Annotated in this window: 21 protein-coding genes and 1 pseudogene; 10 read left to right on the forward strand and 12 right to left on the reverse strand. The window is 72.6% G+C overall.

Annotated elements, in window-relative coordinates; genetic code table 11:
• Positions 1-299 precede the first annotated feature (299 nt).
• Positions 300-1394: a hypothetical protein gene (locus OFY01_RS05100; protein ID WP_266596702.1), complete on the forward strand. Its 1095-nt coding sequence runs from the start codon at positions 300-302 to the stop codon at positions 1392-1394.
• An 85-nt stretch (positions 1395-1479) separates the two neighbouring features.
• On the opposite strand, the pseudogene OFY01_RS05105 reads toward OFY01_RS05100, so the two are convergent.
• Both OFY01_RS05105 and OFY01_RS05110 read right to left on the reverse strand, forming a co-directional pair.
• Positions 1480-2121 (reverse strand): annotated as a pseudogene (locus OFY01_RS05105) (TIGR03767 family metallophosphoesterase); the annotation flags it as partial.
• Between the two features lie 303 nt (positions 2122-2424).
• Entirely contained in the window at positions 2425-2901 is a 477-nt protein-coding gene (locus tag OFY01_RS05110; RefSeq protein ID WP_266596704.1) for an NUDIX hydrolase, read from the reverse strand.
• 195 nt (positions 2902-3096) lie between these two features.
• Here OFY01_RS05110 and OFY01_RS05115 point away from each other — a divergent pair, with 195 nt between their 5' ends.
• Both OFY01_RS05115 and OFY01_RS05120 read left to right on the forward strand, forming a co-directional pair.
• Entirely contained in the window at positions 3097-6456 is a 3360-nt protein-coding gene (locus OFY01_RS05115) for a S8 family serine peptidase (RefSeq protein ID WP_266596706.1), read from the forward strand.
• Between the two features lie 249 nt (positions 6457-6705).
• Positions 6706-7725: an aspartate-semialdehyde dehydrogenase gene (locus OFY01_RS05120; RefSeq protein WP_266596708.1), complete on the forward strand. Its 1020-nt coding sequence runs from the start codon at positions 6706-6708 to the stop codon at positions 7723-7725.
• A 71-nt stretch (positions 7726-7796) separates the two neighbouring features.
• Here OFY01_RS05120 and OFY01_RS05125 read toward each other — a convergent pair whose 3' ends face one another.
• The gene (locus OFY01_RS05125) at positions 7797-8318 is read right to left on the reverse strand and encodes a DUF1203 domain-containing protein (protein ID WP_266596710.1); all 522 of its coding nucleotides are present in this window, start codon (positions 8316-8318) and stop codon (positions 7797-7799) included.
• Between the two features lie 152 nt (positions 8319-8470).
• Between OFY01_RS05125 and pepN the strand changes: the two genes are divergently transcribed.
• Complete coding sequence (gene pepN, locus OFY01_RS05130; RefSeq protein WP_266596712.1) at positions 8471-11053, forward strand: aminopeptidase N; 2583 nt, start codon at positions 8471-8473, stop codon at positions 11051-11053.
• A 263-nt stretch (positions 11054-11316) separates the two neighbouring features.
• On the opposite strand, the gene alc is transcribed toward pepN, so the two are convergent.
• Positions 11317-12471 carry an allantoicase gene (gene alc, locus OFY01_RS05135; RefSeq protein WP_266596714.1) on the reverse strand — a complete coding sequence of 385 codons (1155 nt, stop codon included), beginning with the start codon at positions 12469-12471 and terminating at the stop codon, positions 11317-11319.
• An 84-nt stretch (positions 12472-12555) separates the two neighbouring features.
• Positions 12556-13470: a LysR family transcriptional regulator gene (locus OFY01_RS05140; RefSeq protein ID WP_266596716.1), complete on the reverse strand. Its 915-nt coding sequence runs from the start codon at positions 13468-13470 to the stop codon at positions 12556-12558.
• Positions 13471-13503: 33 nt separating this feature from the next.
• On the opposite strand from OFY01_RS05140, the gene OFY01_RS05145 reads away from it, so the two are divergent.
• The gene (locus OFY01_RS05145; RefSeq protein WP_266596718.1) at positions 13504-14055 is read left to right on the forward strand and encodes a GNAT family N-acetyltransferase; all 552 of its coding nucleotides are present in this window, start codon (positions 13504-13506) and stop codon (positions 14053-14055) included.
• A gap of 6 nt (positions 14056-14061) precedes the next feature.
• Here OFY01_RS05145 and OFY01_RS05150 read toward each other — a convergent pair whose 3' ends face one another.
• Positions 14062-15003 carry a DMT family transporter gene (locus OFY01_RS05150; protein WP_266596720.1) on the reverse strand — a complete coding sequence of 314 codons (942 nt, stop codon included), beginning with the start codon at positions 15001-15003 and terminating at the stop codon, positions 14062-14064.
• A 93-nt stretch (positions 15004-15096) separates the two neighbouring features.
• Positions 15097-16395: an MFS transporter gene (locus OFY01_RS05155; protein WP_266596722.1), complete on the reverse strand. Its 1299-nt coding sequence runs from the start codon at positions 16393-16395 to the stop codon at positions 15097-15099.
• A gap of 101 nt (positions 16396-16496) precedes the next feature.
• Here OFY01_RS05155 and OFY01_RS05160 point away from each other — a divergent pair, with 101 nt between their 5' ends.
• Positions 16497-17003, forward strand: a complete 507-nt coding sequence (locus tag OFY01_RS05160) for a MarR family winged helix-turn-helix transcriptional regulator (RefSeq protein ID WP_266596724.1) — start codon at positions 16497-16499, stop codon at positions 17001-17003.
• A gap of 62 nt (positions 17004-17065) precedes the next feature.
• Here OFY01_RS05160 and OFY01_RS05165 read toward each other — a convergent pair whose 3' ends face one another.
• Positions 17066-18544, reverse strand: a complete 1479-nt coding sequence (locus tag OFY01_RS05165) for an FAD-dependent monooxygenase (RefSeq protein ID WP_266596726.1) — start codon at positions 18542-18544, stop codon at positions 17066-17068.
• Positions 18545-18740: 196 nt separating this feature from the next.
• Between OFY01_RS05165 and OFY01_RS05170 the strand changes: the two genes are divergently transcribed.
• Entirely contained in the window at positions 18741-19325 is a 585-nt protein-coding gene (locus OFY01_RS05170; protein WP_266596728.1) for a TetR/AcrR family transcriptional regulator, read from the forward strand.
• 69 nt (positions 19326-19394) lie between these two features.
• Here the strand turns inward: OFY01_RS05170 and OFY01_RS05175 are convergent, their stop codons facing one another.
• The 3 genes from OFY01_RS05175 to OFY01_RS05185 are packed head-to-tail and all read right to left on the reverse strand — an operon-like array spanning position 19395 to position 22070.
• Positions 19395-19634: a hypothetical protein gene (locus OFY01_RS05175; protein ID WP_266596730.1), complete on the reverse strand. Its 240-nt coding sequence runs from the start codon at positions 19632-19634 to the stop codon at positions 19395-19397.
• 20 nt (positions 19635-19654) lie between these two features.
• Positions 19655-21853: a 4-alpha-glucanotransferase gene (gene malQ / locus OFY01_RS05180; RefSeq protein WP_266596731.1), complete on the reverse strand. Its 2199-nt coding sequence runs from the start codon at positions 21851-21853 to the stop codon at positions 19655-19657.
• Positions 21854-21857: 4 nt separating this feature from the next.
• On the reverse strand, positions 21858-22070 hold the full coding sequence (locus tag OFY01_RS05185) for a hypothetical protein (RefSeq protein ID WP_266596733.1): 213 nt from the start codon (positions 22068-22070) through the stop codon (positions 21858-21860).
• Between the two features lie 332 nt (positions 22071-22402).
• Here OFY01_RS05185 and OFY01_RS05190 point away from each other — a divergent pair, with 332 nt between their 5' ends.
• Positions 22403-22525 carry a hypothetical protein gene (locus tag OFY01_RS05190; protein ID WP_266596734.1) on the forward strand — a complete coding sequence of 41 codons (123 nt, stop codon included), beginning with the start codon at positions 22403-22405 and terminating at the stop codon, positions 22523-22525.
• Between the two features lie 65 nt (positions 22526-22590).
• Here OFY01_RS05190 and OFY01_RS05195 read toward each other — a convergent pair whose 3' ends face one another.
• Positions 22591-23631 carry a mechanosensitive ion channel family protein gene (locus OFY01_RS05195; protein ID WP_323135477.1) on the reverse strand — a complete coding sequence of 347 codons (1041 nt, stop codon included), beginning with the start codon at positions 23629-23631 and terminating at the stop codon, positions 22591-22593.
• A gap of 246 nt (positions 23632-23877) precedes the next feature.
• Here OFY01_RS05195 and OFY01_RS05200 point away from each other — a divergent pair, with 246 nt between their 5' ends.
• Both OFY01_RS05200 and OFY01_RS05205 read left to right on the forward strand, forming a co-directional pair.
• Positions 23878-24414: an HNH endonuclease gene (locus OFY01_RS05200; protein WP_266596735.1), complete on the forward strand. Its 537-nt coding sequence runs from the start codon at positions 23878-23880 to the stop codon at positions 24412-24414.
• Between the two features lie 613 nt (positions 24415-25027).
• A complete protein-coding gene (locus OFY01_RS05205; RefSeq protein ID WP_266596736.1) occupies positions 25028-26347 on the forward strand; it encodes an ROK family transcriptional regulator in 1320 nt (439 codons plus the stop codon).
• The last annotated feature ends 18 nt before the right edge of the window (positions 26348-26365 follow it).

Consider the following 26365-nt stretch of genomic DNA (forward strand, 5'->3'; position numbering starts at 1 on the left):
GCGCATACGTCCGCCCATGATTCCCCCGCCGCGACAACACAGTTCCCCGCTCTTATGGTCACATCAAATTCACAGTCGCGGCATTGGAACTCGCTGACGGATCCCTGTCAAGGCCCGGTTTGAATACCGACCCCGCCTCCCGGGTGTTACCGAATCCAGCCACACCCAGCCGTAACCCCCGGGCCCGCCTGGGGTTTTCGGCATTCTTGGGTGCAAGCTTTAGTGCAGGCTTGTCCGGTTTTGTCGACGGGACTGTAACAGCGGTTAGCGGGGGCGTGGCCGTCGGGAATGTCCGGGTCATGAACCACAACACCCCCGCCCCGCTCTCGTCCCGCCCGCTCCCCCTCTGCCACCTCAGCCGCAACCAGCGGCGCGTCATGAGTGGCGCGCAGCTCAAGGCGCACGGCGTGTCCCACTCCGTCGCGCAGGAGCAGTGCCGGGAGGGTGGGCCGTGGCAGCAACTGCTGCCCGGGGTTTTCCTGTTGCACCCGGGGCCGCCCACCAGCGATGAGCGGCTGCACGCCGTGCTGCTGTACGCCGCTCGGGTGCAGGCGACCCGGACGCGTATGGATGCCGTGCCCTCGCAGCCCGCGCCCGGTGCGACGCCGGGTCCCGCCGCCGTTCCCGACGGGCCGGTCGCCTCCCCGTACCGCGACGCCATGGTCACCGGGCTCGCCGCGCTCAGCCTGCACGGGTTCTGTGCCGCTCCCCCGGCGGCCTCCCTCGACCACATCGACGTGCTCGTGCCGCGCACCCGGCGGCTGCGGTCGACCGAGTTCGCGCGGCTGGTGCGGGCCACCTGGCTGCCGGCACCCGTTCAGCTCCAGGGCGTGCCCGTGGCGCCGGTGCCGCGGGCGCTGGCCGACGCCGTGGCCGGTCTTTCCGACGCCAACGCGGTGCGGCGGCTGCTCACCGAGGCCGTGCGGGGCGGGCACTGTGAGCCTGCCGCCGTGGTGCGCGAGCTCAACCAGTGCCGGTTGCTGACGCGGCCTCATGTGGTGGACGCCGTCGACTCGCTGCTCGCCGAGGGGCGGGCCATCGCCGAGGACCGGCTGTACGCGATGGTGCGGGAGCACGGGCTGCCCGACCCGGTGTGGAACGTCGACCTGCGGCTGCCGGGCGGACCGCACCTCGGCGGCGTGGACGCGTACTGGCCCGAGCACGCGGTCGCCGTGGAGCTGGACACCCGCGCCCCGCGGCAGGACGAGGACGCGCTGTGGAGCGAGTACGCCCGTAAGCGGGAGCACTTGGAGCGGCTGGGTATCACGGTCGTGCACATCACCCCGAAGAAGCTGCGCGAGTCCGTCGAGCAGCAGGCCACCGTCGTACGGACCGCCCTGATGACCTCCGACGAGCGTGATCCGGCGGCGTATGTCGTGGTGCTGCCCCGGTAGGCATGCCGGGTGCGGTGCCCAGGAGGGGAGTGAAGGGGTGGGTGGGCGGGCAGGCCGTCCGTCCACCCCTTCACCTGTGCCGCTTCTACGCTTTCTTCAGGAGCAGTTCCGTGTTTCCGTCCTCCCTGTTTCCCGCCAGCGTCTTCCTCGCCCCCGGCGCGTTGAAGGACAGTTCGCGGTAAAGGGCCGCCAGACCCGTCTGGCTGAGGTCCGTGAAATCCGTGCGGTGCGGTGCCGCCGATTCGATGAGCGTGGTGAAGAGCGAGAGCGTGCCGTCGTGGTTGTCCGCTATCTCGATCACCCGGGCCAGTTGCGGGTGGTCGACATGGGATGCCGTCGAGATCTCCCAGAATCCGGGGGCGCCGTGCTCGCCCTTGTGCGGCGTGATGTCGTTCTTGTGGCTGTGACCGTTGATCCAGGCCAGGACCTGGCGGTGGCGGGCCAGGAGGGCGACGAGTTCCGCGCCGCCGTGGCGCTCGTCGCCGCGGTGGTGCGGGTTCGTGCGCAGGTTCGTCATCGTCTTGCTCGTGTGGTGGGAGAAGATCAGGACCTGGTCGCCGTCCCGGGCCGCCTGAGCCAGCTTGCGCTCCAGCCACTTCAGTTGGGCCGCGCCGATCGAGCCCTGGTAGTTGCCGCCCGGGTCGGTGGTGTCGAGGCTGACGCCTACGACGTCGTCGCTGACGCGGAATGTGTAGTACTGGGTCGACGCGTCCAGGTTCGTCTGCGCGCGCCAGGCGCTCGCCATAGCGGACCTCACGTACTCGAAGCGCAACGGGTGTTGCACGTCGGCCAGGTGCAGGTCGGTGAACTGGACGAAGGCGGCGAGTGCGGTGCGGCGGGGCGAGCGCGGCGGTCGGCCGCGGGTGCGGCCGGGCCCGGGCGACCCGCTCGTACTGGATCGTTGGCAGCGGGGATGGCCCTCGCGTGAACGGCGACGCAACGCGCGCCGCCGATCACACCACGTGGATCTCGGGCGTCCGGCGGGGCCCTGTGCCGGTCATGCGCGGGTGGCCGGGTGGTGGGGCGCCGGTCACTTCGGGTTCACCTCGTGGGGAAGAGCGTGCCCGTCGGCGGGGCGCTCGCGCCACAACCGCAGCCCCACGTCGACGAGTTCGACGTGCGGGAGGGCGTCCACCACGGCGAGGTCGTGCCAGGCGGCCATGTCCGTCGAGCCGTTCTGTTCGTGGCGGAGTTCGCCGCCGGTGATCTCGCCCTCGTAGACGAGGCGCAGTCCGTGGAAGTCGGCGACCCGGCCCGCCGAGCGGGGGTAGCGGCGCAGGACCGAGTCGACACCGAGGAACGCGGTGGGGCGCAGGACGTAGCCGGTCTCCTCGTCGACCTCGCGGATCACGGTGTCGTAGGGGTCCTCGCCGTGGTCCATGCCGCCGCCGGGCAGCGTCCAGCGTTTGCTGCCGTCGCGTGCGATCCAGCGCGCGAGCAGCACCTGGCCGTCACGTACGCACACGGCGTACGCCGCCACCCTCAGCTCTTTCCGCTCTCTCTGCATCACCTGAAGTTAGAGGCTGCGGGGCCGCCCCGCACGCCGTTCGCCCGGGATTGGTGCGGTTCGGCACCGGTGACGTATGGCGGGTGTACGCCATGACTCCATCCCGCCTCGGTCAACACTCCACAAAAGATGGTCATTTAAGTAAAGCTGAGCGATCATCCGGCACCGAATTCCGAACCCCACACGAGGATGCTGATGTTCCGAGATTCTCAGCGCGGCCCTGTGACCCGCATATCCGGCGCGAGACGCACGGCCCGGCTCGCGGCCGCGGCGGTGCTGTCCGCCGCCGTCGCCGCCGCCGGGCCGCTTCCCGCGGCCTTCGCGGCGGCGGGCCCCGACAGCACCACCGGCACCACCGGCACCCCCGCCAAGAGCCGTGCGAGCGACAAACTCGGCGCGCAGGACGCCCAGTTGCTTGCCGACGCCAAGGCCGACGGCAAGAAGAACGTGACCATGATGGTCGCCACCGCGCCCGGCCGTACCGAACAGGTCGCCCACAAGCTGGACGGCGTCAAGGGCGGCTCCGTGGGCCGCCGCGACGACAAGCTCGGCTACGTCCGGGCGACCGTGCCCACCGGCAGCGCGGACGCCGCGATCGCCGCGGCCGAGAAGCTCGGCTCGGTGCACGCCATCGATCTGCGCCGGGAGATACCGCTCGACGATCCGACGCCGGGCGCGGACAGCGCCCGCGGCGCCGCCACCCGCGCGCAGTCCACGGCCACCCGCACGTACAGCGGCCCCGGCGAGGACACCCCCGCCAAGAACCCGTACAACCCGTCCTTCGAGACCGGCGCGGTCGACTTCGTCAAGCACCACCCGAAGGCGGACGGCCGCGGCGTCACCATCGGCATCCTCGACTCGGGCATCGACCTCGGCCACCCGGCGCTCCAGCGGACCACCACCGGCGAGCGCAAGATCGTCGACTGGGTCACCGCGACCGACCCGATCGTCGACGGCGACAGGACATGGCGGCCGATGGTCACCCAGGTGACCGGGCCCACGTTCACCTACCACGGCCGCACCTGGCAGGCGCCCTCCGGCTCGTACGGGATCAGCACCTTCGCCGAGTCGGCCACCACGGGCGGTGACGAGAAGGGCGACCTGAACCGCGACGGCGACACCACCGACACGTGGGGCGTGCTGTACGACGCGAAGGCCGGGACGGTCACCGTCGACCTCGACGACAACGGCGACTTCACCGACGACACCCCGATGAAGCCGTACAAGGACGGTTACCAGGTCGGGTACTTCGGCAAGGACGACCCGAGGACCGACGTCGTCGAGCGGGTGCCGTTCGTCGTGGAGATCCGCAAGGACGTCCCGATGGACCCGTACGGCGGCGACTGGGTCGGCAAGAAGGCCGACTTCGTCAACATCGGCGTCATCGAGTCCGAGCACGGCACGCACGTCGCGGGCATCACCGCCGCCAACGGCCTGTTCGGAAACAAGCACATGAACGGTGCCGCGCCCGGCGCCAAGCTGGTCTCCTCGCGCGCCTGCACCTGGAGCGGCGGCTGCACCAACGTCGCGCTGACCGAGGGCATGATCGACCTGGTCACCAAGCGCGGCGTCGACATCGTCAACATGTCGATCGGCGGACTGCCCGCCCTCAACGACGGCAACAACGCCCGCGCCGAGCTGTACACGCGCCTCATCGACGACTACGGCGTGCAGCTGGTCATCTCGGCGGGCAACTCCGGGCCCGGCGCCAACACGATCGGCGACCCCGGCCTCGCCGACAAGGTGATCTCGGTCGGCGCGACCGTCTCCAAGCAGACATGGGCGGCGAACTACGGCTCCGGCGTGAGCGAGCGGTATGCCATGATGCCGTTCTCGTCGCGCGGCCCACGCGAGGACGGCGGCTTCACGCCGACGCTCTCCGCGCCCGGCGCCGCGATCAACACCACCCAGACGTGGCTGCCCGGCAACCCGGTCCCCGAGGCCGGCTACGGCCTGCCCGCCGGCTACTCGATGCTCCAGGGCACCTCGATGGCGTCGCCGCAGGCCACGGGCGCGAGCGCGCTGCTGCTCTCGGCGGCGAAGCGGGCGGGCGTCGACGTGACCCCGGCCACGCTGCGCACCGCCCTCACCTCGACGGCCCGGCACATCAAGGGCGTGCAGGCGTACGAGGAGGGCTCCGGCCTCATCGACATCGTGCGCGCCTGGAAGCTGCTCAGGCACCGGCACGGCGCGAGCGCCCACACGTACACGGTGAAGGCCCCGGTCGACACCGCGATCGACGACGCGCTCAGGACGCCGGGCTTCGGCACGGGCATCTACGACCGTGAGGGCGGCCTCAAGGTCGGACAGCGCAAGACGTACGACGTGACGATCACGCGCACGTCCGGGCCCGACCGCCCCGTCCTGCACCGCCTCTCGCTGGCGAACAACGAGGGCCGTACGTTCTCCGTGGCCGGGCCCCGGCACGTGTGGCTGCCGCTGGACGAGCCGGTCACCGTGAAGGTGCGGGCCAGGGCGCGGACGGCCGGGCTGCACAGCGCGATCCTGCGCGTGGACGACCCGCGCACCCGGGGCGTCGACCAGCAGGTCATGGCGACCGTCGTCGTGGCCGAGCCCCTCGCCGGGCCCGCTTACACGGTCCGCGAGCGGGGGTCGGTGCAGCGCAACAGCACCGTCTCGTACTTCGTGAGCGTGCCGAAGGGCGCCAAGTCGCTGCAGGTACGGATGAGCGGGCTCAAGGATGAGAGCCAGACCCGGTTCATCACCGTGCACCCGTACGGCGTGCCGGTCGACCCGACGTCGACGCCGAACTGCTACCCGCACTACAACCCGGCCAACACCTGCCGCCCGGACCTGCGCTCGTACACAGATCCGCAGGCCGGGGTCTGGGAGGTCGAGGTGGAGGCGCGGCGTACGTCGCCGCTGCTCGACAACCCGTACACGCTGGACGTGACCGTGCTCGGCGCGGCCTTCGACCCGGCGACGCTGACCGTGCCCGAGGCGAAGGCGGGCACCCCGGCCGCCGCGGAGTGGAACGTCACCAACCACTTCGCGGCGATCGACGGCGGCACGGTGCGGGGCGGCGCGCTCGGCTCGTCGAAGACGGCGCGGCCCACCATCGGGCAGGGCGACACGCGGACCACCACGGTCGAGGTGCCCGAGGGCGCCGAGAAGCTCGACGTGGCGATCGGCAACGTCTCGGACCGCTCCGCCGACCTCGACCTGACGGTCTACGACGCCGACGGCAAGGTCGTCGGCCAGTCGGCGGACGGCGACTCGGAGGAGTCGGTGAGCATCGCGAAGCCGGCCGCCGGCACGTACCGGATCGAGGTGGCCGGCTACTCGGTGCCGTCCGGCTCGACCGAGTACGACTACACCGACGTGTTCTTCTCGCCGACCCTCGGCACGGTGAAGGTCGACGGCGCGGCGCCGGTGAAGCTGCCCGACGGCGCGTCCACGAAGATCACCGCCGAGGTCACGGCGGCGGGCGCGGCGCCGGAGGGCCGGGAGTTCTTCGGGCAGGTGCGACTGCTCAACGAGCGCGGTGTGGTCGCGGGCGTCGGCAGCGTGAAGATCGCGAAGGTCACGCGGTAGCCCCCGCCGTCACCCCCCGGCACCCCGTGGTGCCGCTCGGTACTCCTCGGTGAGCCGAGTCACGCGGGCGGGCGCGCCCCCAGTGGTGGTGCGCCCGCCCGCATGTGGTTTTTCCCACGCTGTCCGAGGCGCGGACAATGGATTGGACAAGGCCGACCTGGACAGACGCATCATGGAGTCACCCGCCAGGCCGCCTCACGGCCGCAGCACCGCAGCACCCCAGCAGCACGCACGTACGGAGGAACCCCTGTGAAGGTCGGAATCGTCGGAGCCACCGGTCAGGTCGGCACGGTCATGCGCAAGATCCTCGCCGAGCGTGAGTTCCCCGTCGACGAGCTGCGCCTGTTCGCCTCGGCCCGCAGCGCCGGTACGGTCCTGGACGGCGTCACGGTGGAGGACGCCTCGACGGCCGACTACACGGGCCTGGACATCGTGCTGTTCTCGGCGGGCGGCGCCACGTCGAAGGCGCTGGCCGAGAAGGTGGCCTCGCAGGGCGCCGTCGTGATCGACAACTCGTCGGCCTGGCGCCGCGACCCCGAGGTGCCGCTGGTGGTCTCCGAGGTCAACCCGCACGCCATCGCCGACCGCCCCAAGGGCATCATCGCCAACCCGAACTGCACGACGATGGCCGCCATGCCGGTCCTGAAGCCGCTGCACGCCGAGGCGGGCCTCGAAGCGCTGGTCGTCGCCACCTACCAGGCCGTCTCCGGCTCCGGGCTCGCCGGTGTCGAGGAGCTGTACACGCAGGTCGAGAAGGTCGGCGCGGACGCCCCCAAGCTCACCCACGACGGCTCGGCCGCGGCGTTCCCCGAGCCGGTCAAGTACGTCGCCCCGATCGCGTACAACGTGCTGCCGATGGCAGGCTCGGTCGTCGACGACGGCCTGAACGAGACCGACGAGGAGCAGAAGCTCCGCAACGAGTCCCGCAAGATCCTGGAGATCCCGGAGCTCAAGGTCTCCGGCACGTGCGTGCGGGTGCCCGTCTTCACCGGTCACTCGCTGCAGATCAACGCCCGGTTCGCGCGTCCGCTCAGCCCCGAGCGCGCCACGCAGATCCTCTCCGGCGCCGAGGGCGTCACGGTCACCGACGTGCCGACGCCGCTCGGCGCGGCGGGCAGGGACGACTCGTACGTGGGCCGCATCCGCGGCGACGAGACGGTCGAGAACGGCCTGGCGCTGTTCGTCTCCAACGACAACCTGCGCAAGGGCGCCGCGCTGAACGCGGTGCAGATCGCCGAGCTGGTGGCCGAGGAACTGCGCACGGCCTGACCGTAGCCGCCGTCAGCGCCCCGCCCCGGGATGTCCGGGGCGGGGCGTTCGCGTCGGCGGCGTCCGCCGGGTCACCCCCGCTCGGGCCGCCGCACCTCGAAGAGCAGGCACCCGTACTCCAGCGCCCTGACGTGCACGAGTTCCACGGCCGGGTCGGCGAACGCCGCGTCCAGGGCCGTGTCGAAGGCGGCGGTGGTGTCCTCCGGGAGCTCCAGAAGGGCGCCGCCGACGATGTGGCCGCGGGCGTCGTAGCGGCGGACCGTGCGCCGCGCGCCGGGGCGGGCGAACGGATAGACACCGATGTCGCGGTCCGGTGCCGGGCCGCCGCAGTCGCCGGGGTGGATGAAGACGGGGCCCTGTTCGTCGTACGCGCCCGGCGTCGCGCCCGTCGCGGCGGCCCAGCGGCGCAGCGGCGCGTAGGTGACGAGGGCGATCCGCTCACCCGGCTCGACGGGGCGAAGGCAACAGCGCAGCGGGGAGCCCGCGTCGGTGCCGGTCGCGGTGTACGGGGCGCACGGGCGGCCCGCGTCGTCGGTGGTGCGCAGTTCCTTGAGGGCGGTGGCGTCGATCGGCCGTGCGGTGTAGGCGGTCATGGGTGCCAGGCTGGCGCGGCGCGTGTGTGTTCACCGGCGGAAAACGGACATCGCCTTCGCGTCAGGCGCGTGGAAGGATGACCGGCAGCGCCACAAGCGCACCGGCAGTACCAGTACTGACAGCACCGACCACCGCACTAGGAGATGACCGCGTGCCTGGCACCAATCTGACCCGTGAAGAGGCGCAGCAGCGGGCGAAGCTGCTCACCGTTGACTCGTACGAGATCGATCTCGACCTCTCCGGAGCGCAGGAGGGCGGCACCTTCCGGTCGGCGACCACGGTCCGCTTCGACAGCGCCGAGGCGGGAGCCGGGACGTTCATCGACCTGATCGCCGACGCCGTCCACGAGGTGGTGCTCAACGGTGAGGCGCTGGACGTCGCCGCCGTCTTCCGGGACTCGCGCATCGCGCTCGACCGGCTGGAGGCGGGGCCCAACGAGCTGAGGGTCGTCGCCGACTGCGCGTACACGAACACCGGTGAGGGCCTGCACCGGTTCGTCGACCCGGTCGACCAGCAGGCATATCTCTACACGCAGTTCGAGGTGCCGGACGCGCGCCGCGTCTTCGCCTCGTTCGAGCAGCCGGACCTGAAGGCGACCTTCCAGTTCACCGTGAAAGCGCCGACGGGCTGGACCGTCGTGTCGAACTCGCCGACCCCGGAGCCGTCAGGGCCCGAGCACGACGTATGGGTCTTCGAGCCGACGCCGCGCATGTCCACGTACATCACGGCGCTCATCGCCGGCCCGTACCACTCGGTGCACTCGTCGTACGAGAACCCGGAGACGGGCCAGTCGGTGCCGCTGGGCATCTACTGCCGGCCCTCGCTCGCCGAGTTCCTCGACTCGGACGCGATCTTCGAGGTGACCCGGCAGGGCTTCGACTGGTTCCAGGAGAAGTTCGACTACGCGTACCCGTTCGCCAAGTACGACCAGCTGTTCGTGCCGGAGTTCAACGCGGGTGCCATGGAGAACGCGGGCGCGGTGACCCTCCGCGACCAGTACGTGTTCCGGTCGAAGGTGACCGACGCCGCGTACGAGATGCGGGCCGCGACGATCCTGCACGAGCTGGCCCACATGTGGTTCGGCGACCTGGTCACCATGGAGTGGTGGAACGACCTGTGGCTGAACGAGTCGTTCGCCACGTACGCGGAGGCCGCCTGTCAGGCGTACGCGCCGGACTCGCGCTGGCCGCACTCGTGGACGACGTTCGCGAACCAGATGAAGACGTGGGCCTACCGGCAGGACCAGCTGCCCTCCACGCACCCGATCATGGCGGACATCCGTGACCTGGACGACGTGCTCGTCAACTTCGACGGCATCACGTACGCGAAGGGCGCCTCGGTGCTCAAGCAGCTCGTCGCCTATGTCGGCATGGACGAGTTCTTCCAGGGTGTGCAGGCGTACTTCAAGCGGCACGCGTTCGGCAACACGCGGCTGAGCGACCTGCTGAGCGCGCTCGAGGAGACCAGCGGGCGCGATCTGAAGGCGTGGTCGAAGGCGTGGCTGGAGACGGCGGGGATCAACGTCCTGCGCCCCGAGATCGAGACCGACGAGCACGGCGTCATCACGTCGTTCGCCGTACGGCAGGAGGCGCCCGCGCTGCCCGAGGGCGCGAAGGGCGAGGCGGTCCTGCGGCCGCACCGCATCGCGATCGGCCTGTACGACCTCGACGAGGGCAGCGGCAAGCTGCTGCGCGGCGAGCGTGTCGAGCTCGACGTCGCCGCCACCGGCTCCACGGACGTACCGCAGCTGGTCGGCAAGCACCGCCCGGCCGTGATCCTGCTCAACGACGACGACCTGTCGTACGCCAAGGTCCGCCTCGACGAGAAGTCCCTGGCCACCGTCACGGAGCATCTCGGCGACTTCGAGTCGTCGCTGCCGCGCGCCCTGTGCTGGGCGTCGGCGTGGGACATGACGCGGGACGCGGAGCTGTCGGCCAGCTCCTACCTGGACCTGGTCCTTTCCGGGATCGGCAAGGAGAGCGACATCGGCGTCGTCCAGTCGCTGCACCGTCAGGTGAAGCTGGCCGTGGACCTGTACGCGGCACCGGCCCACCGCGACGCGCTCCTGGCCCGCTGGACCGAGGCTGCTCTCACCCACCTGCGCACCGCCGAGGCGGGCAGCGACCACCAGCTGGCCTGGGCGCGGGCGTTCGCGGAGACGGCCCGTACGCCGCAGCAACTCGACCTGCTGGTCGACCTGCTGGAGGGCACGCAGACGATCGAGGGCCTCGCCGTCGACACGGAGCTGCGCTGGGCGTTCGTGGAGCGCCTCGCGGCGGTCGGCCGCTACGACGAGGAGGAGATCGCCGCCGAGTACGAGCGGGACACGACGGCCGCGGGCGAGCGGCACGCGGCGACGGCCCGCGCGGCGCGTCCGACGGCGGAGGCGAAGGCCCGTGCGTGGGCTTCGGTCGTCGAGTCCGACAAGCTGCCCAACGCGGTGCAGGAAGCGGTGATCGCGGGCTTCGTCCAGCCCGACCAGCGCGAGCTGCTCGCCCCGTACACGGACAAGTACTTCGAGGCGCTCAAGGGCGCCTGGGAGTCCCGCTCGCACGAGATGGCCCAGCAGATCGCGATCGGCCTCTACCCGTCGGTGCAGGTCACGCCCGACACGCTGGCGGCGACGGACCGCTGGCTCGCCTCCGCGGAGCCGAACGCGGCCCTGCGCAGGCTGGTCTCCGAGTCCCGCTCGGGCGTGGAGCGGGCGCTGCGGGCGCAGGCCGCTGACGCGTAGCGGTTCCGCGCCCGCGTAGCGGTTCCGCGCCCGCGTAGCGCGTTCCCGTCTGCCGGGCCGGTGTCGCATGGCGGCTGCCGGCCCGGCTGGGCTGGTCGCGCGGTTCCCCGCGCCCCTGAGATGCACGCACTGCGTGCGGCATCCCTCCGGAGAAGGCACGGCGAAGCCGCATGCCTTCGGGGGCGCGGGGCTGTGTCGATCAGCGGCCCCGCCTCGGAGCGCGACCAGCCACAGCCCACCCTCACCCGGCCGAACACCCCGGCTCACCCCCGGCCGAACCGCGCCTTCAGTGCCGCCCGCCCCGCGTCGGTCAGGCTGCCGTGCAACCGCAGCCGGGCCACGCCCCCGTCGGGGAACGCGTCGAGGCGGACATGTGTGGCGACCGCCTCGGACGGCAGCGGGAAGCGGTGGAGGGTGTCGGGCTGCAACCGGGTGCGCGGGATGATCTCGAACCAGTCGCCGTTCTCCCCGTCGCGGCCGTTCAGCGCGATCCACCCGGCCGAATTCCCCTTGAGGTACGCCGTGTCGATCTCCACCGCCCGTATCGCCGCCCGCGCGACGAGCCGGAACCGCACCCAGTCGTTGGTGCCGTGGACGCGGCGGCGCCGGTTCTCCCAGCCGTCGTCCATCTTGCGGGAGGTGCCGGGCAGGATGATCTGCGTGGGCGACGAGTAGAACTTGTCCGACGCGTCCTCGTACACACCCCCGTGGAGTACGCAGACGAGGTCGAACGTGCCGAGCAGGTCGAGCCACTCGGGGTCGGGGACCACCTCGCCGTGCACGCGCAGGCGGGCGATGCCGCCGTCGGGGTGCTGGCAGAGGCGGACGTGGGTGTAGCGGCGTTCGGAGGTGACGGTGAAGGCGTTCGACGCGTGGCCGCGCACCTGGGCACGCGGGACGATCTCCTCCCACTTCACGTCGTCCGCGAGCAGCTCCCGCGGGCTCGGCGTGCCGGGTACGGATGTCGCCTGGAGGCTCACGCGCTGCGGGTAGTTGCCGCGGAAGTGGGCCGTGTCGACGATCACGCCCCGGATGACGCCGGGCGCGCCGAGCCGCACGATCGCCCAGTCGTGGTCCTCGGGCGCGGGGAACGGCGAGTCCCGCCTGCCCCTGCGGCGCCGGGTCTCCCAGCCGTCCATCACCTTGCCCTTGTGGCCGAAGCGCTCGGGGTCGAAGACGGCGGGCTCGCGGACGAGGAGGTTCTCGCGCTCGGCGAAGAACTCGTCGTTGGCGGCGACGACCGCGGCGCCCAGGCGCCGGTCGGCCAGGTCGACGAGCTCGGCGAAGGCGGTCGCGTCGCCGAAGGCGCGGTAGTCGGCGTACGGATCGCCGCTCACGTACGGGGCCGCGTCGTTGGCGTGCGGGTCGTGGGCGGGCGTGTCCTGGGCGGGCGTGTCGTTCGCGGGAGTCGTCGTCATGGCTCCACTGTCGAAGACCGCGAGCCGCCAGGTCCATCGAAAGTTTTCGACACGCCTTTTCAGTTTTCGCGAAAGGTTGCGGCTTCAGCCGCGCTGTGAGGTCAGCGCGTCCAGGACCCTGCGCACCGCTCCCCCGCTCTCCGCCCCCTTCCGCACGGCCGCCACCACATGCCGTACGGGCCGGTCCGCACCCAGCGGACACATCACGACCCCGTCCCGCCGGGCCGCCGCCATCCGCGGCACGAGGGCGACCCCCATGCCCGCCTCGACCATGGCCAGGATCGCCGTCCACCCCGCGGCGCTGTGCGCCTGCTCGGGCATGAACCCGGCCGCCTCGCACGCGGCGATGGTGATCTCGGACCAGGGCCCCGACCCGCCGAAGATCCACGGCTCGGCGGCGAGGTCGGCCAGGCGCAGGCCCGGCTCGTCGGCCAGCTGATGGCCGACCGGGAGGGCGACGTCGAGCGGGTCGGCCAGCAACGGCACCCGTGTGAACTTCGGGTCGCGGGCCGTCGGCGCGTGCGCGGCGAGGGACAGGGCGAGGTCGACGTCCCCGGCCGCGAGCAGCTCGTACGCCTCACCGGCCTCCGCCTCCCGCACCCGTACGGCGACCCCGGGGTGCGCGGTGCGCAGGGCCCGCACGGCCGGAACCACGAGCGCGGGTACGGCGGTGGAGAACGCGGCGACCCGCACCTGCCCGGCCTCGCCCTGCAGGTAGGTCGCCAACTCGGCGTCCGCACGCTCCAGTTGAGCGAAGACCGCCTCGGCGTGGCGCAGCACCAGGTGGGCCGCGTCGGTGAGCCGGACCCGGCGCCCGTGCGCCTCCAGGAGGGGCACACCCAACTGCTTGGCCAGGTTGGTGAGCTGCTGCGAGACCGCCGACGGCGTCATGAGGAGGGCCCGCGCGGTGGCGGTGACGGTGCCGCGGTCGCGCAGGGTGCGCAGGATCAGCAGCTTCTTCACGTCCCACCGGTCGGGCCCCGGCACTCGCTCGCTCATACGGCACAACGTAACGCCACCTAGGCTTGACTCATGGAGCAGGAGCAGGAGCAGGGCCGGGGGCAGGTCTCGGGGCAGGAGCACGACCGGCAGCCGGGCCGGAGCCGGGAGCGGGCCGTACGCGTGCGGGCCGCCCGCCCGGACGAAGCCGCCGCCCTGACCGATCTCGCGCTGCGCTCCAAGGCGCACTGGGGCTACGACGCGGCGTTCATGGCGGCATGCGCCGACGAGCTGACGCTGCGCCCGTCCGACGTGGCCCGCCGCCGCACGGTCGTCGCCGAGGCGGCGGACGGGCGGCTGGTCGGCCTGGCGACCCTCGAAGGGCCGCCGCCGGAAGGCGAGTTGGGTCTGATGTTCGTCGACCCGGACGCGATGGGGCACGGCGTGGGGCGGCTGCTGTTCGACCACGTACGGGACACGGCGCGGGCCCTGGGCTTCGCCCATGTGCGATGGGCGGCGGACCCGAACGCCGTACCGTTCTACGAGGCGGTGGGCGGGCGGCACGTCGGCGCGGTGCCGTCGGGGTCGGTGCCGGGGCGGACGCTGCCGCTGATGGAGATCACGACGGCGGCCCCGCGCCCCTGAGGGACGCTACCGGCGTCCGGTGGTCGAGGCGAGGACGACTCCGCCGAGGATCAAGGCCATGCACACGAGCCGCGTCCAGCCCATCGACTCGCCGAGCACGCCGTACGAGAGCAGCGCCACGCACACCGGCTGGAGGTAGTAGACGACTCCGGCCCGCGCGGCCCCGACCAGCGCGATCGCCTTGTTCCAGGCGAAGAAGGCGATCGCCGACGAGAAGACGCCCACGTAGAGGAGAGGGCCGACCGTACCGGGCCGCACCTCGAAGCCGCCCTGCACGGCCACGCTCGCCGCGTACGCGGGCGCCAGCATCGCCGCACCGAGCACGAAGGTCGCGAACAGGAACGCCGCTCCCTGGAGCTCCCGCGGTCTGCGGCGCAGCAGTGCGCTGTACGAGCCGAAGCAGACGGCACCGGCCACCACCCACAGGTCGCCGGGCGAGAGGCCCGGGGTGAGCGAGCCCTTGCCGACGAGCAGGACGACTCCCGTACAGGCCAGCAGCGTTCCGGCGACGCGGCGCGCCCCGAGCCTGGCTCCGCCGAGGCGCTCGTACACCGCCATGACCACCGGCGAGGCGGCCATGATCATGCCCATGTTCCCGGCGGACGTGGTCAGGCCCGCCTGGTTGACCAGCGTGTTGTAGACGGCGACACCGAGGAACGCGGCGAGCGCCACGAAGCGGATGTGCTGCCGCAGCAGGGCCCGCCCGCGCCACGCGGCCCGCGCGCCGAACGGCGCCAGCGCGACGAGCGCCACGATCCACCGCCAGAACGCGTGCTGCACGGGCGGCACGCTCTCGTGCAGCCCCCGTGCGGTGACGAAGCTCCCGGACCACACGACGGTGGCGAGCGCGGCGAGCGCGAGCCCCGCCCCGCGTCCACCGGCGTTCCGCACGCCGGGGCTGCGGGGGCGGGTGCGCGGGTGCGAGCGCTTACGGTCCAGGACTGCCATCGGGTGTCGTCTCCTGCTCTCGGCCGGTGGGATGCCTCCTACCTTCACCACACCCGAATCATCACGTCCATCGAAAGTTTTCGACGTTGATGTTCAGCTTGTCCGAACGGTCTCTCGCGCGGTCCCCGCCGCGCTTCGCGCCACGACCACCGACTCCGCCGGAAGCCGCCGCTCGACCCTGACCAGCAGCGCCGCCGCCACCGCCGACGTCGCGACCAGGAACAGCCACGGCGCCCGGCCGTCGACGGCGAGCAGCCCCGTGAACAGCGACGGCGAGACGGCCTTCGCAAGGGACCAGGACAGCTGGTACGCCGCCATGTATCGGCCGCGCGCCCGCTCCGGCGCCGCGGCGATCGCCAGCACCCCGGCGGAGGGACTGTGGACGAGTTCGCCGAGCGTGTAGACGACGACCAGGACCATCAGCGCCGCGCCGACCACCCACGCGCCGCCGGGCCGGACCGTACCGAGCAGCGCGAGGCCCGCGAACGACACCGCGAAGAGGAGCGCGCCGAGCGCGGCCGCCCGGGTCCGGCGTGCGCCCGCCCCGCGCACCCGGCCCGCGACGAACATCCCGGCGACCGCGCACAGGATCGTGTTGACGGTGAACGCGGCGCCGGTGAGCGCGGCGGGCCCGTGCAGCCACTCCACGATGAAGAGCGGGAAGAGCACGGAAAGGGCGGAGTAGGACAGGGCGTTGAGGAAGTTGGCGCCGGTGAGGGTCAGGAACGGGCGGTCCGCGGCGACCAGCCGGTACCCCGCCCTCTCCTTGCGGTCACCGCGGGCGCCTCGGTCACCGGGGGCGCCACCCCCGGCCTCCGGCTCGCGCACCGGACGCAGCGGGCGCAGCATCAGCGCGGCCACGACGAACGTCGCCGCGTTCCCCCACGCGGCGTACGTGTAGGCACCGGTGCCCGCGACGCCGATGACCAGTGTCGCGAGGAGCGCGCCCGCCCCGCTGCCGCCGTTGGTCAGCGCGCGCAGTGCCGCCTGGAGCCGGTCACGGTCGGCACCGCGCGCCACCTCGCCGATGAGCGCGGACTGCGCGGCGGGGAAGGCCCGGTCGGCGGCGGCCGTCACGAAGGCGACCGCGGCGAAGGCGGGCAGCGAGTGGGCGGCCGGGTAGAGCAGGAAGCCCGCGGCGCGGACCGCGTACAGGACGTACTGGACCGGGCGCGCGCCGAACCGGTCCACCGCCGCCCCGGCGAGCGGCAGCACGCCCATCCCGGCGAGGCCGGTCACCGTCAGGACGGCGCCGACGGCCGGGAACGAGAGCCCGGTGACGTAGTGGAAGAAGACCAGCGTGAACGGGACGTACATGCCGTTGCCGACACCGTTCACGGCGGCCGCGAACGTCATGGACCGCTCGCCGGGTATGCGGGCTGTGCTCTTCACCGGAACCTCCAATTAGCTCAATGGCGAGTAGCTTACCGCTAAGCTACTTTCCGTCAAGCAACTTTCTTGACCGCGACCGAGTCGGCTCCGATACTCGGCTCATGACCAGTGAGAGGGACGCCGTGGACGAGATCGTCGGGCAGTGGCACGAGGTCCGCCCGGACCTGGAGACCACCCCCATGGAGATCTACGGCCGCATCTACCGCCTGGCCCGCTCGATGGGCGACCGGATCGAGACGACGTACGCGCGCCTGGGCATCTCACGCGGCGAGTTCGACGTGCTGGCGACACTGCGCAGGTCGGGCGAGCCGTACAGGCTCTCGCCGCGGCAGCTCTCGGCGACGCTGATGCTGACGACGGGCGGGATGACGGGGCGGCTCGACAAGCTGGAGCGGCGCGGCATGATCCGCCGCTCCCCCGACCCGCACGACCGGCGCGGGCTCCGGGTGACCCTCACCGACGAGGGGCTCGCGCTCGTCGACGAGGCCGTGGTGGCCGGCCTCGGCGTGCAGAAGTCAGCCTTGGAACAGGCGCTCGACGGGGCCCAGGCCGAACAGCTGGCCGGGCTGCTGCGCACGCTGCTCGCGACGACGGCCCCCGGCGAGTAACCCCGGGCGGCAGGAGTGCCCGAGTGGAGCCCCGCCGGGGGCCGTTCACGGTCGAGGTGCCGTCACCGCAACGCGTACCCCGCGAACTCGGCGGGCAGGTCCGCGGCGCCGCCCGCCTCGGACGCCCAGGCCGCGTATCCGTCGGGGCGGACGAGCAGGGACGTGCGGCGGCCGCTCGCCCAGCGCGCCACGGCGACGGCGTCCTTGCCGAACTCTCGCTCGGCGTCCACCCCTTGGGGAAGGACGAGGACGAACTTGCCCTCGCGCAGGGCCTCGTAGAGGCGGCTGCCGTCTTGCAGGCTGACGTCGGGGACACGCTTGCCGACGAGCCTGTGGGCGCCCTTGGGCGCGGCGTAGGCGACGCCGATGCCGGTGATGCCGCCGACGACCCAGTCGCGTGCGGGCCGCACACGGTTGAGGACCGCGGTGAGCGTGGCCCGTGCGGCCAGCGTCCACGGGGAGTTGGCCATCGCCATCCGTACGATGCCGCCGCTGCTGCGCAGCACCTCCTTGCCGACGGGGTGGCGTTCGGCCTCGTACGTGTCGAGCAGCTCCTGCCCCGCACGGCCGCCCGCCACCGCCGCGAGCTTCCAGCCGAGGTTGGCGGCGTCCTGGAGGCCGGTGTTCATGCCCTGGCCGCCGGCCGGGGTGTGCACGTGCGCCGCGTCTCCGGCGAGCAGCACGCGGCCCACACGGTAGTGGGGCGCCTGGCGCTCGTCGCTGTGGAAGCGGGACATCCAGCGCGGGTCGTGCATGCCGTAGTCGTGGCCGAGGGCGAGCCGGGCGACCTCCTTGATCTCGTCGAGGCCGAGCGGCGCGTCGTCGGGCACGTCGTGCGAGCGGATCCAGCCGATGACCCGGTAGTAGCCGTCACCGAAGGGCGCGATGAAGGCGAAGGCGTCGCCGACCGCGTTGACGGTCAGCAGATTCTCCGGCTCCTGGGCGAGCTTCACGTCGGCCAGGACGACCGAGCGGATCACGGACTTGCCGGGGAAGGGCAGGCCGAGCGCCTCGCGCACGGAGCTGCGCATGCCGTCGGTGCCGACGACGTACGCGGCCCGCAGCTCGCCGCTCTCCCCGTCCGCCGTGCGGGTGGCGAGCGTGACCCCGGCCGCGTCCTGCGTCAGGCCCGTCACCTCGGTCTCGTACGCGAAGGTCACCCCGGCGTCGACGGCGCGCCGTTCGAGCACCTTCTCGACCTCGTACTGCGGGACGACGAGGAGGTGGTTGAAGCGCGAGGGCAGACCGGTCAGGTCGACGGTGAGGTGATGGAAGAGGCGGAGCCGGTCCAGCCGGGTGCCCTGCCGTTCGACGGCGTCGGCCAGTCCGCGCGCGTCGAGCTGCTCCAGGGTGCGGGCGTGGACGACGAAGGCGCGGGAGAGGTTGCTGATCTTGTGGGCGCGGCGCTCGACGAGCGTGACGGGGACCCCGGCCGCGGCGAGGTCACCGGCGAGCAGCAGGCCCGTGGGGCCGGAGCCCACGACGACGACGGGGCGGGGTGCGGTGGCATTTCCGGTGCTGTTGTTCGTGGTGCCGTTCATGAGGGCCTCCTACGACCGTGCCTGCTCTGCCTGCTCCCGTTGCCAACGCCCGCTGGTCGACGCCTGCTGGCCAACGGGTGTTGGTCAACGGGTGTTGGACAACGGGTGTTGGACAACGGGTGTTGGACAACACATGTTGGCAATTTAGAACCGCCACCGCTGGACTGTCAACAGGTGTTGGCCTACGCTTGTTGGCATGAGCGAGAAGCACGAGAGGGAGCGGCAGGGGGCGCGCCGGTCCGACGCCACCCGGGCCACGATCCTCGCCGCGGCGCGCGAGCGCTTCGCGACGGACGGGTACGAGCGGGCCACGATCCGGGCCATCGCACGCGACGCGCGGATCGACCCGTCGATGGTGATGCGCTACTTCACGAACAAGGAGGGCCTCTTCGCGGCCGCGGTCACGCTGGATCTGCAGCTTCCGGACCCGACGGCCTTCCCGCGCGACGAGATCGGCCGCCGCCTGGTGGGCCACTTCCTGCGCATGTGGGAGGAGAACGAGGTGCTGACGGCCCTGCTGCGGGTCGGCACCACCAACCCGGCCGCCGCCGAGCGCATGCACCAAGTGCTGCGCGAGCAGCTGGCGCCGGTCGCCCGGCGGATCTGCCCGGTCCCCGAGGAGGCACCGGTGCGGGCGGCGCTGTGCGCGTCACAGGTCCTCGGTCTCGCCCTGAGCCGGTACGTGCTGCGCTTCCCGTCGACGGTGAACCTCAGCCACGAGCAGATCGTCGACTGGCTCGGGCCGACGGTGCAGCGGTATCTGACCGCCAAGACGCCGTGAGGGCGCCTTCCGGACGGAAGGCGCCCTCACGGGAGCGACCAGGAGCGGATCAAGAGCGAGCGGTGACGCTCAGCCCTGCTTCTGCTGCTTGCGGGACTTGTCGGTGAGGATGACGAGGCCGGAGATCACCGCGAACAGCGCGAGCGGGATCGCCACGTAGAGGCCGAGCGTCTGGGCGACACTCAGGCCCGGACCCGGGTCGTCGCCGTCGTCGCGCGTGAGCGCGAGCGCGGGGGACGACATGAGCAGCATCATCAGCGTCGTACCGGAAGCCAGGGCGCCGGCGCGCAGGGCGTTCTTCTTGTCCACGATGCCAACGTAGCGAACGCCTAAACGCGCCGCGCGCCCGGGGGGCCTGTAAGAGGCGCCGCGGCGCTCGGCAACGCCCGGAACACGTCGAGCAGGGCGTGCGCGCGCGGCGAGGTGGCCAGCTCCTCCAGGGTGACCGTGCGGCCCGTGGGACCGGCGACGGGCAGCCGCCAGTTCGGGTACTCGTCGCAGGTCCCCGGCAGGTTCTGCGGGCGGCGGTCGCCCACCAGGTCCGGCAGCCACACACCCACCATCAGCGCCGGGGTGCGCAGCAGGAACCGGTGGACGGCGCGCACCCGCTCCTCCTCGTCATGCGACCCGCCGTCCAGCAGACCGAGTCGCGCGAACAGGCCGAGCCAGTCCGCGACCTCCGCCGCCGCCTCGTCCGCGCCCGCCGTGGCCAGGCCGAGCCGCTCACGCAGCCGTACGTCCTCGCCGGTGAGCCGGGCCGCCGTCGACGGCAGGTCGTGGGTGGTGGCGGTGGCGAGGCAGCCGGTGCGCCAGCGCTCGGCGGGTACGGGCGTCCCGCCGCCCTGCCAGTCCCGCTCGAACCACAGCACCGACGTGCCGAGCACCCCGCGCTCGCTCAGCGTCTCGCGCACGCCGGGCGCCACGGTGCCGAGGTCCTCGCCGATGACGTACGTCCCCGAGCGCGACGCCTCAAGGACGAGGACGGCGAGCATCGCCTCGGCGTCGTAGTGGACGTAGCAGCCCTCGGTCGGCGGCCGTCCCTCCGCGATCCACCACAGCCGGAACAGGCCCATCACGTGGTCGATCCGGACCGCGCCCGCGTGCCGCATCAGATGGCGCAGCAGCGCGCGAAACGGCGCGTAGCCGGTCTCCGCGAGCCGGTCGGGGCGCCACGGGGGCAGGCTCCAGTCCTGGCCGCGCGCGTTGAACGCGTCCGGGGGCGCGCCCACCCGCATCCCCTGGGCGAAGGTGTCGCGGCCCGCCCACGCGTCGGCGCCGTCCGGGTGCACGCCCACCGGCAGGTCGTGGACGAGGCCGATCGCCATGCCCGCGTCGACGGCGGCGCGCTGGGCGGCGGTGAGCTGGGTGTCGGTGAGCCAGGCGAGGCGGCAGTGGAAGTCGACCCGGTCCATCAGCTCCTGCCGGGCGCGGGCCGTCTCGGGCGAGCGGGGGTCGCGCAGCGCGGCGGGCCAGGCGCGCGGATCGGGACCGTGCCGCTCGGCGAGGGCGTACCAGGTGGCGTGGTCCTCCAGGGCGGCGCCGTGTTCGGCGAGGTAGTCGCAGTAGGCGGCGCGGCGGCCCGGGGTGAGCGGCACGGCGTGCACCGCTTCGAGCGCCTCCCGCTTCAGCGCCCACACGGCGTCCCGGTCGATCGGCTCGCCCTCGTCGACGACGGCCGCGCGGAGGCGGGCCGCTTCGGACCCGCGGGGTGTCGCGTCGCGTACGTACGCGTATTCGGGGATGTCCTCGATCCGAAGGTGGACCGGGTCGGCGAAGCGGCGCGACGACGGGCGGTACGGGGAGGGGTCGGCGGGCGCGTCGTCCGTGCCGGGCATCCCCGCCTGCAACGGGTTGACCTGGAGGAATCCGGTGCCGTGCGTGCGCGCGGACCAGGAGGCGAGGTCGGCCAGGTCGCCGAGGTCGCCCATGCCCCAGGAACGGGCGGACAGGAGTGAGTAGAGCTGCACCAGCAGCCCGTGCGCACGGCCCTTCGGGAGCGGGGCCCGGGGCGGGGCGGCAACCAGGTGCACGGTCCTCGCGGGGCCGCCGGGCGGCTCGGCGGTCAGCTCGTGCACGCCGGGCGGAGGCGCCGGCGGGGACGCGGACACCCGCCGCGCCTGGGGGGCCGTGCGCGGCTGGAGGGCCGTCCGCGTCTGCGGGGCCGCATGCGCCCGCCCATCCGCCCCCGCCCGCGTGCCCGTACGCGCCTGCGGCGCCGTCTCGGTGCCGCCCGGCACCGTCCACTCCCAGTCACCGGCGCGCAGCCGCGTGCCGGGCGGGAGGTGGTCGAGCCAGGCGGGGGGCGTGCCGTCCAGCCACCACACCACGGTCGGGGCGAGCAGGCGTCCGGCCAGCTCCGCCTCACGGGCCTCCAGGGCGTCGCGGACCGCCTCGGGCGTCGTCGCGTCGACACCCAGCGCGCCGAGCGCGGCCGTGACGGCGGCGTCGGGGCTGTCGACGGTGCGGCCCGGCGCCGGGGACCAGGAGGTCGCCACGCCGTACAGCGCGGCGAGCCGGGCCAGGCTCATCGGCTCACCAGGCGGCCATGCCGCTCGGGGTGGGCTCGGAAGTCAGGGGGGTCTCGTCCGTGAGGGGCGGCTCGGAGGTCAGCGGCGCGTAGTCCGCGAAGGGCGGCTCGCTGGTCAGCGGGGGCTCGCAGGAGACGGTGGTGGTGTCGGCGCTGGTGGTGGTCGTGTCCGCCTGTTTAGGAAGAGCCGAGAGCAGAAGGTTTGCCGGTGCGGCCACAGGGGCCTCCTTGGTCAGAGTCTTCGAGGTCGTGCTCGTGAGTGGGGTCCCATACCCAATGGAAGCGAAGGCAGACCTGTTCAGCCACACAACGTGTTGCTGGTCACATTGTCCATGACGAAAGGAAATCGGCCAGTGGGCCGGTCAAACCGCAAGAACTCCTGGTGACGCGGGGGCTCCCCCGCTCCCTCTCCGCGCCATCTCCTCCTGCCCCGCCGCATCCGCCGCGCACCCCCTTCACTCTCACGCGCTACGTACTCAGTACATACACGTGATACATACTTGCCCCTACGGCGGTCCACGCGGCGTACGCGACGCTCGTTCACCAGCCCGTGCCCTGGGCGCAGCCGCTGCTCGTACCGCTGGCCGTGTACGCGGCGTGCCTCCTGTCGACGGCGACGGCACTGCCCCTGCTCGGCCGCTCACTGCGCCCGGAGCTGCTGCGGACAGCCTGAGCCGGACCACAAGCAGGGGCTGCGACCAGAGCTACGACGGGGGCCGCGACGGGGCTGCGACGGGGCTACTTCGACAGGTTCGCCGACGGAATGGGGCTCGCCGCGATCGACTGCGGCGAGACGGTCGAGGCGTAGGCGGACGGCGCGGCCATCCCGGCCGTCGGGTCGCCGTCCTCCTCCGCCTGCGTCGCGGGGCCGCCCACGACACGGATGCCGACGGCGTCGAGGGCCCGCTTGATCCGCCAGCGCAGCTCGCGCTCGACGCCCGCCGCCTTGCCGGGCATGGTCCTGGCGGCGACCCGGACCACCATCGAGTCGAGCTGCACGCTGTCCAGGCCGAGCACCTCGACCGGCCCCCACAGCACCTCGCTCCACGCCTGGTCCGCGCCGAGGCCCTCACCGACCTCGGTGAGCGTCGCCCGCACCGTGTCGAGGTCGGCGTCGGCGGGGACGGTGACGTCGACCCCGGCGGTGGCCCAGCCCTGGGACATGTTGCCGACCCGCTTGATCTCGCCGTTGCGGACGTACCAGATCCGTCCCTCGTCACCGCGCAGCTTGGTGACGCGGAGGCCGACCTCGACGACCTCACCACTGGCGGAGCCCACGTCGATGACGTCCCCGACCCCGTACTGATCCTCGATGATCATAAAGACGCCGGACAGGAAGTCGGCGACGAGGTTGCGCGCACCGAACCCGACGGCCACACCCGCGACCCCGGCGGAGGCGAGCAGCGGCGCGAGGTCGATCTTGAACGTGCCGAGGACCATGAGCGCGGCGGTGCCGAGGATCACGAACGACGCGACCGACCGCAGCACCGACCCGATGGCCTGCGACCGCTGCCGCCGCCGCTCCGCATTGACCAGAAGACCGCCCAGCGGTGTGACGTCGAAGCCCCGCCGACCGGTACGGCTCATGCGGTCGACGAGCTTGGTTATGGCCCGGCGTACGAGGGCGCGCAGCACGACGGCGATCGCGACGACGAGCAGGACCTGCAATCCGGTGGTGAGCCAGGTGGACCAGTTGTCCTCTATCCAGCCGGCGGCCTGCCCCGCCTGCTCCTGCGCGTCGTCCGCTCCGGTGGCCAAGGGCAGAACGGTCACGGTCACGACGGGTACCTCCAGGCACGCTCACTTGCGGACCGACCACACTAACGGGGCATCGTGTGTGGATCGTCGTCATGCCCCGAGCGGGCCCGGTGAGCGGCGGGCGAAGGGCACGGACGCCGGGTGTGGTCGAAAACACTCCGAGCCCGTTACCTGCACATGGTGGCGCTTTCACCAGGCATGAGGGGACACTGACTACGAGATCGTCCCGGCGCGAGCCACGCGCCGCCGGCGTACAAGGAGGCATCCGTGCCGCATGTCCTGGTCCTCAACGCGTCGTACGAGCCGCTCGGCGTCGTACCGCTCCGCCGCGCGCTGGTACTCGTGCTCGAGAACAAGGCAGTCTGCCTGGAGGAGTCCGGCTCCTTCCTGCACAGCGCCACCCGCACCGTGCCCGCCCCCAGCGTGGTCCGGCTCAAGCGGTTCGTCCGGGTTCCCTATCGCGGCCCCGTCCCGCTCACCAGGCGGGCACTGTTCGCCCGCGACGGGGGCCGCTGCATGTACTGCGGCAGCGCCGCCACCAGCATCGACCACGTCATCCCGCGCAGTCGCGGCGGCCTGCACGTCTGGGACAACGTGGTGGCGTCCTGCCGTCGCTGCAACCACGTGAAGGCCGACCGCCACCTGGTCGAGATCGGCTGGCGCCTGCGCCACAAGCCGGCCCCGCCCACCGGCCTCGCCTGGCGCATCATCGGCACCGGGCATAGGGACCCGCGCTGGCTGCCCTACTTGCAGCCGTTCGGCGCGGACGAGGCCCTGGCCCGGATCGAAGGCATCTCAGCCTGACCGTCGATCCGGGTTTTCGCGTCCTGGGGCCGCCCGCGTCGGCGTGACCCGCTCGACGCGGCTCGCAGGAGACCGGCGACGGGCGCCGGGCCAGTGGCGCGGCCGTTTCCGTCGAGCGGTCTCGTCGCGCGGTGGTGTGAGACTGACGGCCCGGCCCGGCACCGAGAGCGGGGCCAGGCGGCGCACGAAGGGGGCGCGGACAGGGCCCCGCCGCCTTCGCAGCGGGAGATCTCCGATCGCCCCCTCCCCTGTCCCCCTCCCCTCGACGGACGGCCCTACGCCGAACGGCAAGGCCCGACCCCCGGCCAGGGGCCGGCTCGGCCGGGGGCCGGCGCGGGTCGGGGGCGGGAGCTCACATGCCGCACGGGCCGTCCGACGACCCGGACTTCGGCCGCCGTACCGGGCGGGTCGCCAGGCAGCCGCGGGGCCTGACCCCGGACGGGCCCCGCCCCGGCGAGCGGGGCGGATGGGCGCCGGTTCGAGGAAGCGAGGCGGGCACGGGCGGGAAACGCCCCCCGCAGGACTCTTGACGCCCACCAGCCGTGCCCTTACCTTCACTGCACCGATAGGAAACCTTCCTAACAGTCAAGGCAGTCACACGGAGGCGCGCCCCATGCCCCCCACCGCAGGCAGCGGCAGCAGCGGTACCCCCGGCACCCCGAGCGTGCTGCGCAGCATGAACGACCGGGCCGCGCTCGACCTCCTCCTCGCCCACGGCCCGCTCTCGCGCACCCGTATCGGGCACCTCACCGGACTGTCCAAGCCCACCGCGTCCCAGCTGCTCGCCCGTCTGGAGGCCGCCGGGCTCGTCGAGGTCACCGGGACCAGCAGTGGCAGGCCGGGGCCGAGCGCGCAGCTCTACGCGCTCAACCCGACCTCCGCCCACGCCGCCGGGCTCGACGTCACGCCCGAGCGCATCCGGGCCGCCGTCGCCGACGTCACCGGCCGGGTCGTCGGCGAGTACCGCCTTCCCGCTCCGCCGCGCGGCAGCAACGTGCCCGTGGTCAAGCAGGTCGGTGACGCGCTCGACGGGGCGCTGAAGGCCGCCGGGCTCACCCGCGCCGACGTGCACCGGCTCGCCGTCGGCACGCCCGGCGCCTTCGACCCCCGCACCGGGCGGCTGCGTTACGCCTCGCACCTTCCCGGCTGGCACGCGCCGGGGCTGCTGGAGGAACTCGCGGCCGCGCTGCCCTTCCCCGTCGCGTACGAGAACGACGTCAACCTCGCCGCCATCGCCGAGCAGCGGCTCGGTGCCGCCCGCGAGCACGACGACTTCGTGCTGCTGTGGAACGAGGGCGGCCTCGGTGCCGCCCTCGTCATCGGCGGGCGGCTGCACCGCGGCTGGCGCGGCGGCGCCGGTGAGGTCGGGTTCCTGCCGGTGCCCGGCGCGCCGCTCGCGCGGCATGTCACCCGCGCGGGCGCGGGCGGGTACCAGGAGCTCGCCGGGGCTCAGGTCGTGCCCGAGCTCGCCCGTGACCTCGGCATCCGGCCCGTCCCACGCGGACGTTCGTACGTCGAGACCGCCGGCGAGCTGCTACGGCGCGCCGCGACCGAAGTCGCCGACGCCGCGGCGGAAGGCTCCGGCGCCCCCGATGCCCCCGATGTCTCCGGCGCCCCCGCCGCCCCGCCCGGCGGTGACGCCGGCAGCCCGTACCTCGCCCTCCTGCGCACCTACGCCACCCGCCTCGCCACCGGTCTCGCCTCCATCGTCTCCGTCCTCGATCCCGAACTCGTCGTGCTCAGCGGCGCCTTGACCCTCGCGGGCGGCGACGCGCTGCGCGACCTGGTGCAGGCCGAGCTCGACGAGCTCGCCGCCTCCCGGCCCCGGCTCGTCGTCGGCGACGTACGCGAGCATCCCGTTCTGCGCGGCGCTCTGGAGACCGCGCTCACCGCGACCCGCGACGAGGTGTTCGACACCTCCGCCCGGCGCTGATCCGCCACCGAGCAGCAA

The organism is Streptomyces beihaiensis, assembly GCF_026274175.1.
GTDB classification, from domain to species: Bacteria; Actinomycetota; Actinomycetes; order Streptomycetales; family Streptomycetaceae; genus Streptomyces; species Streptomyces beihaiensis.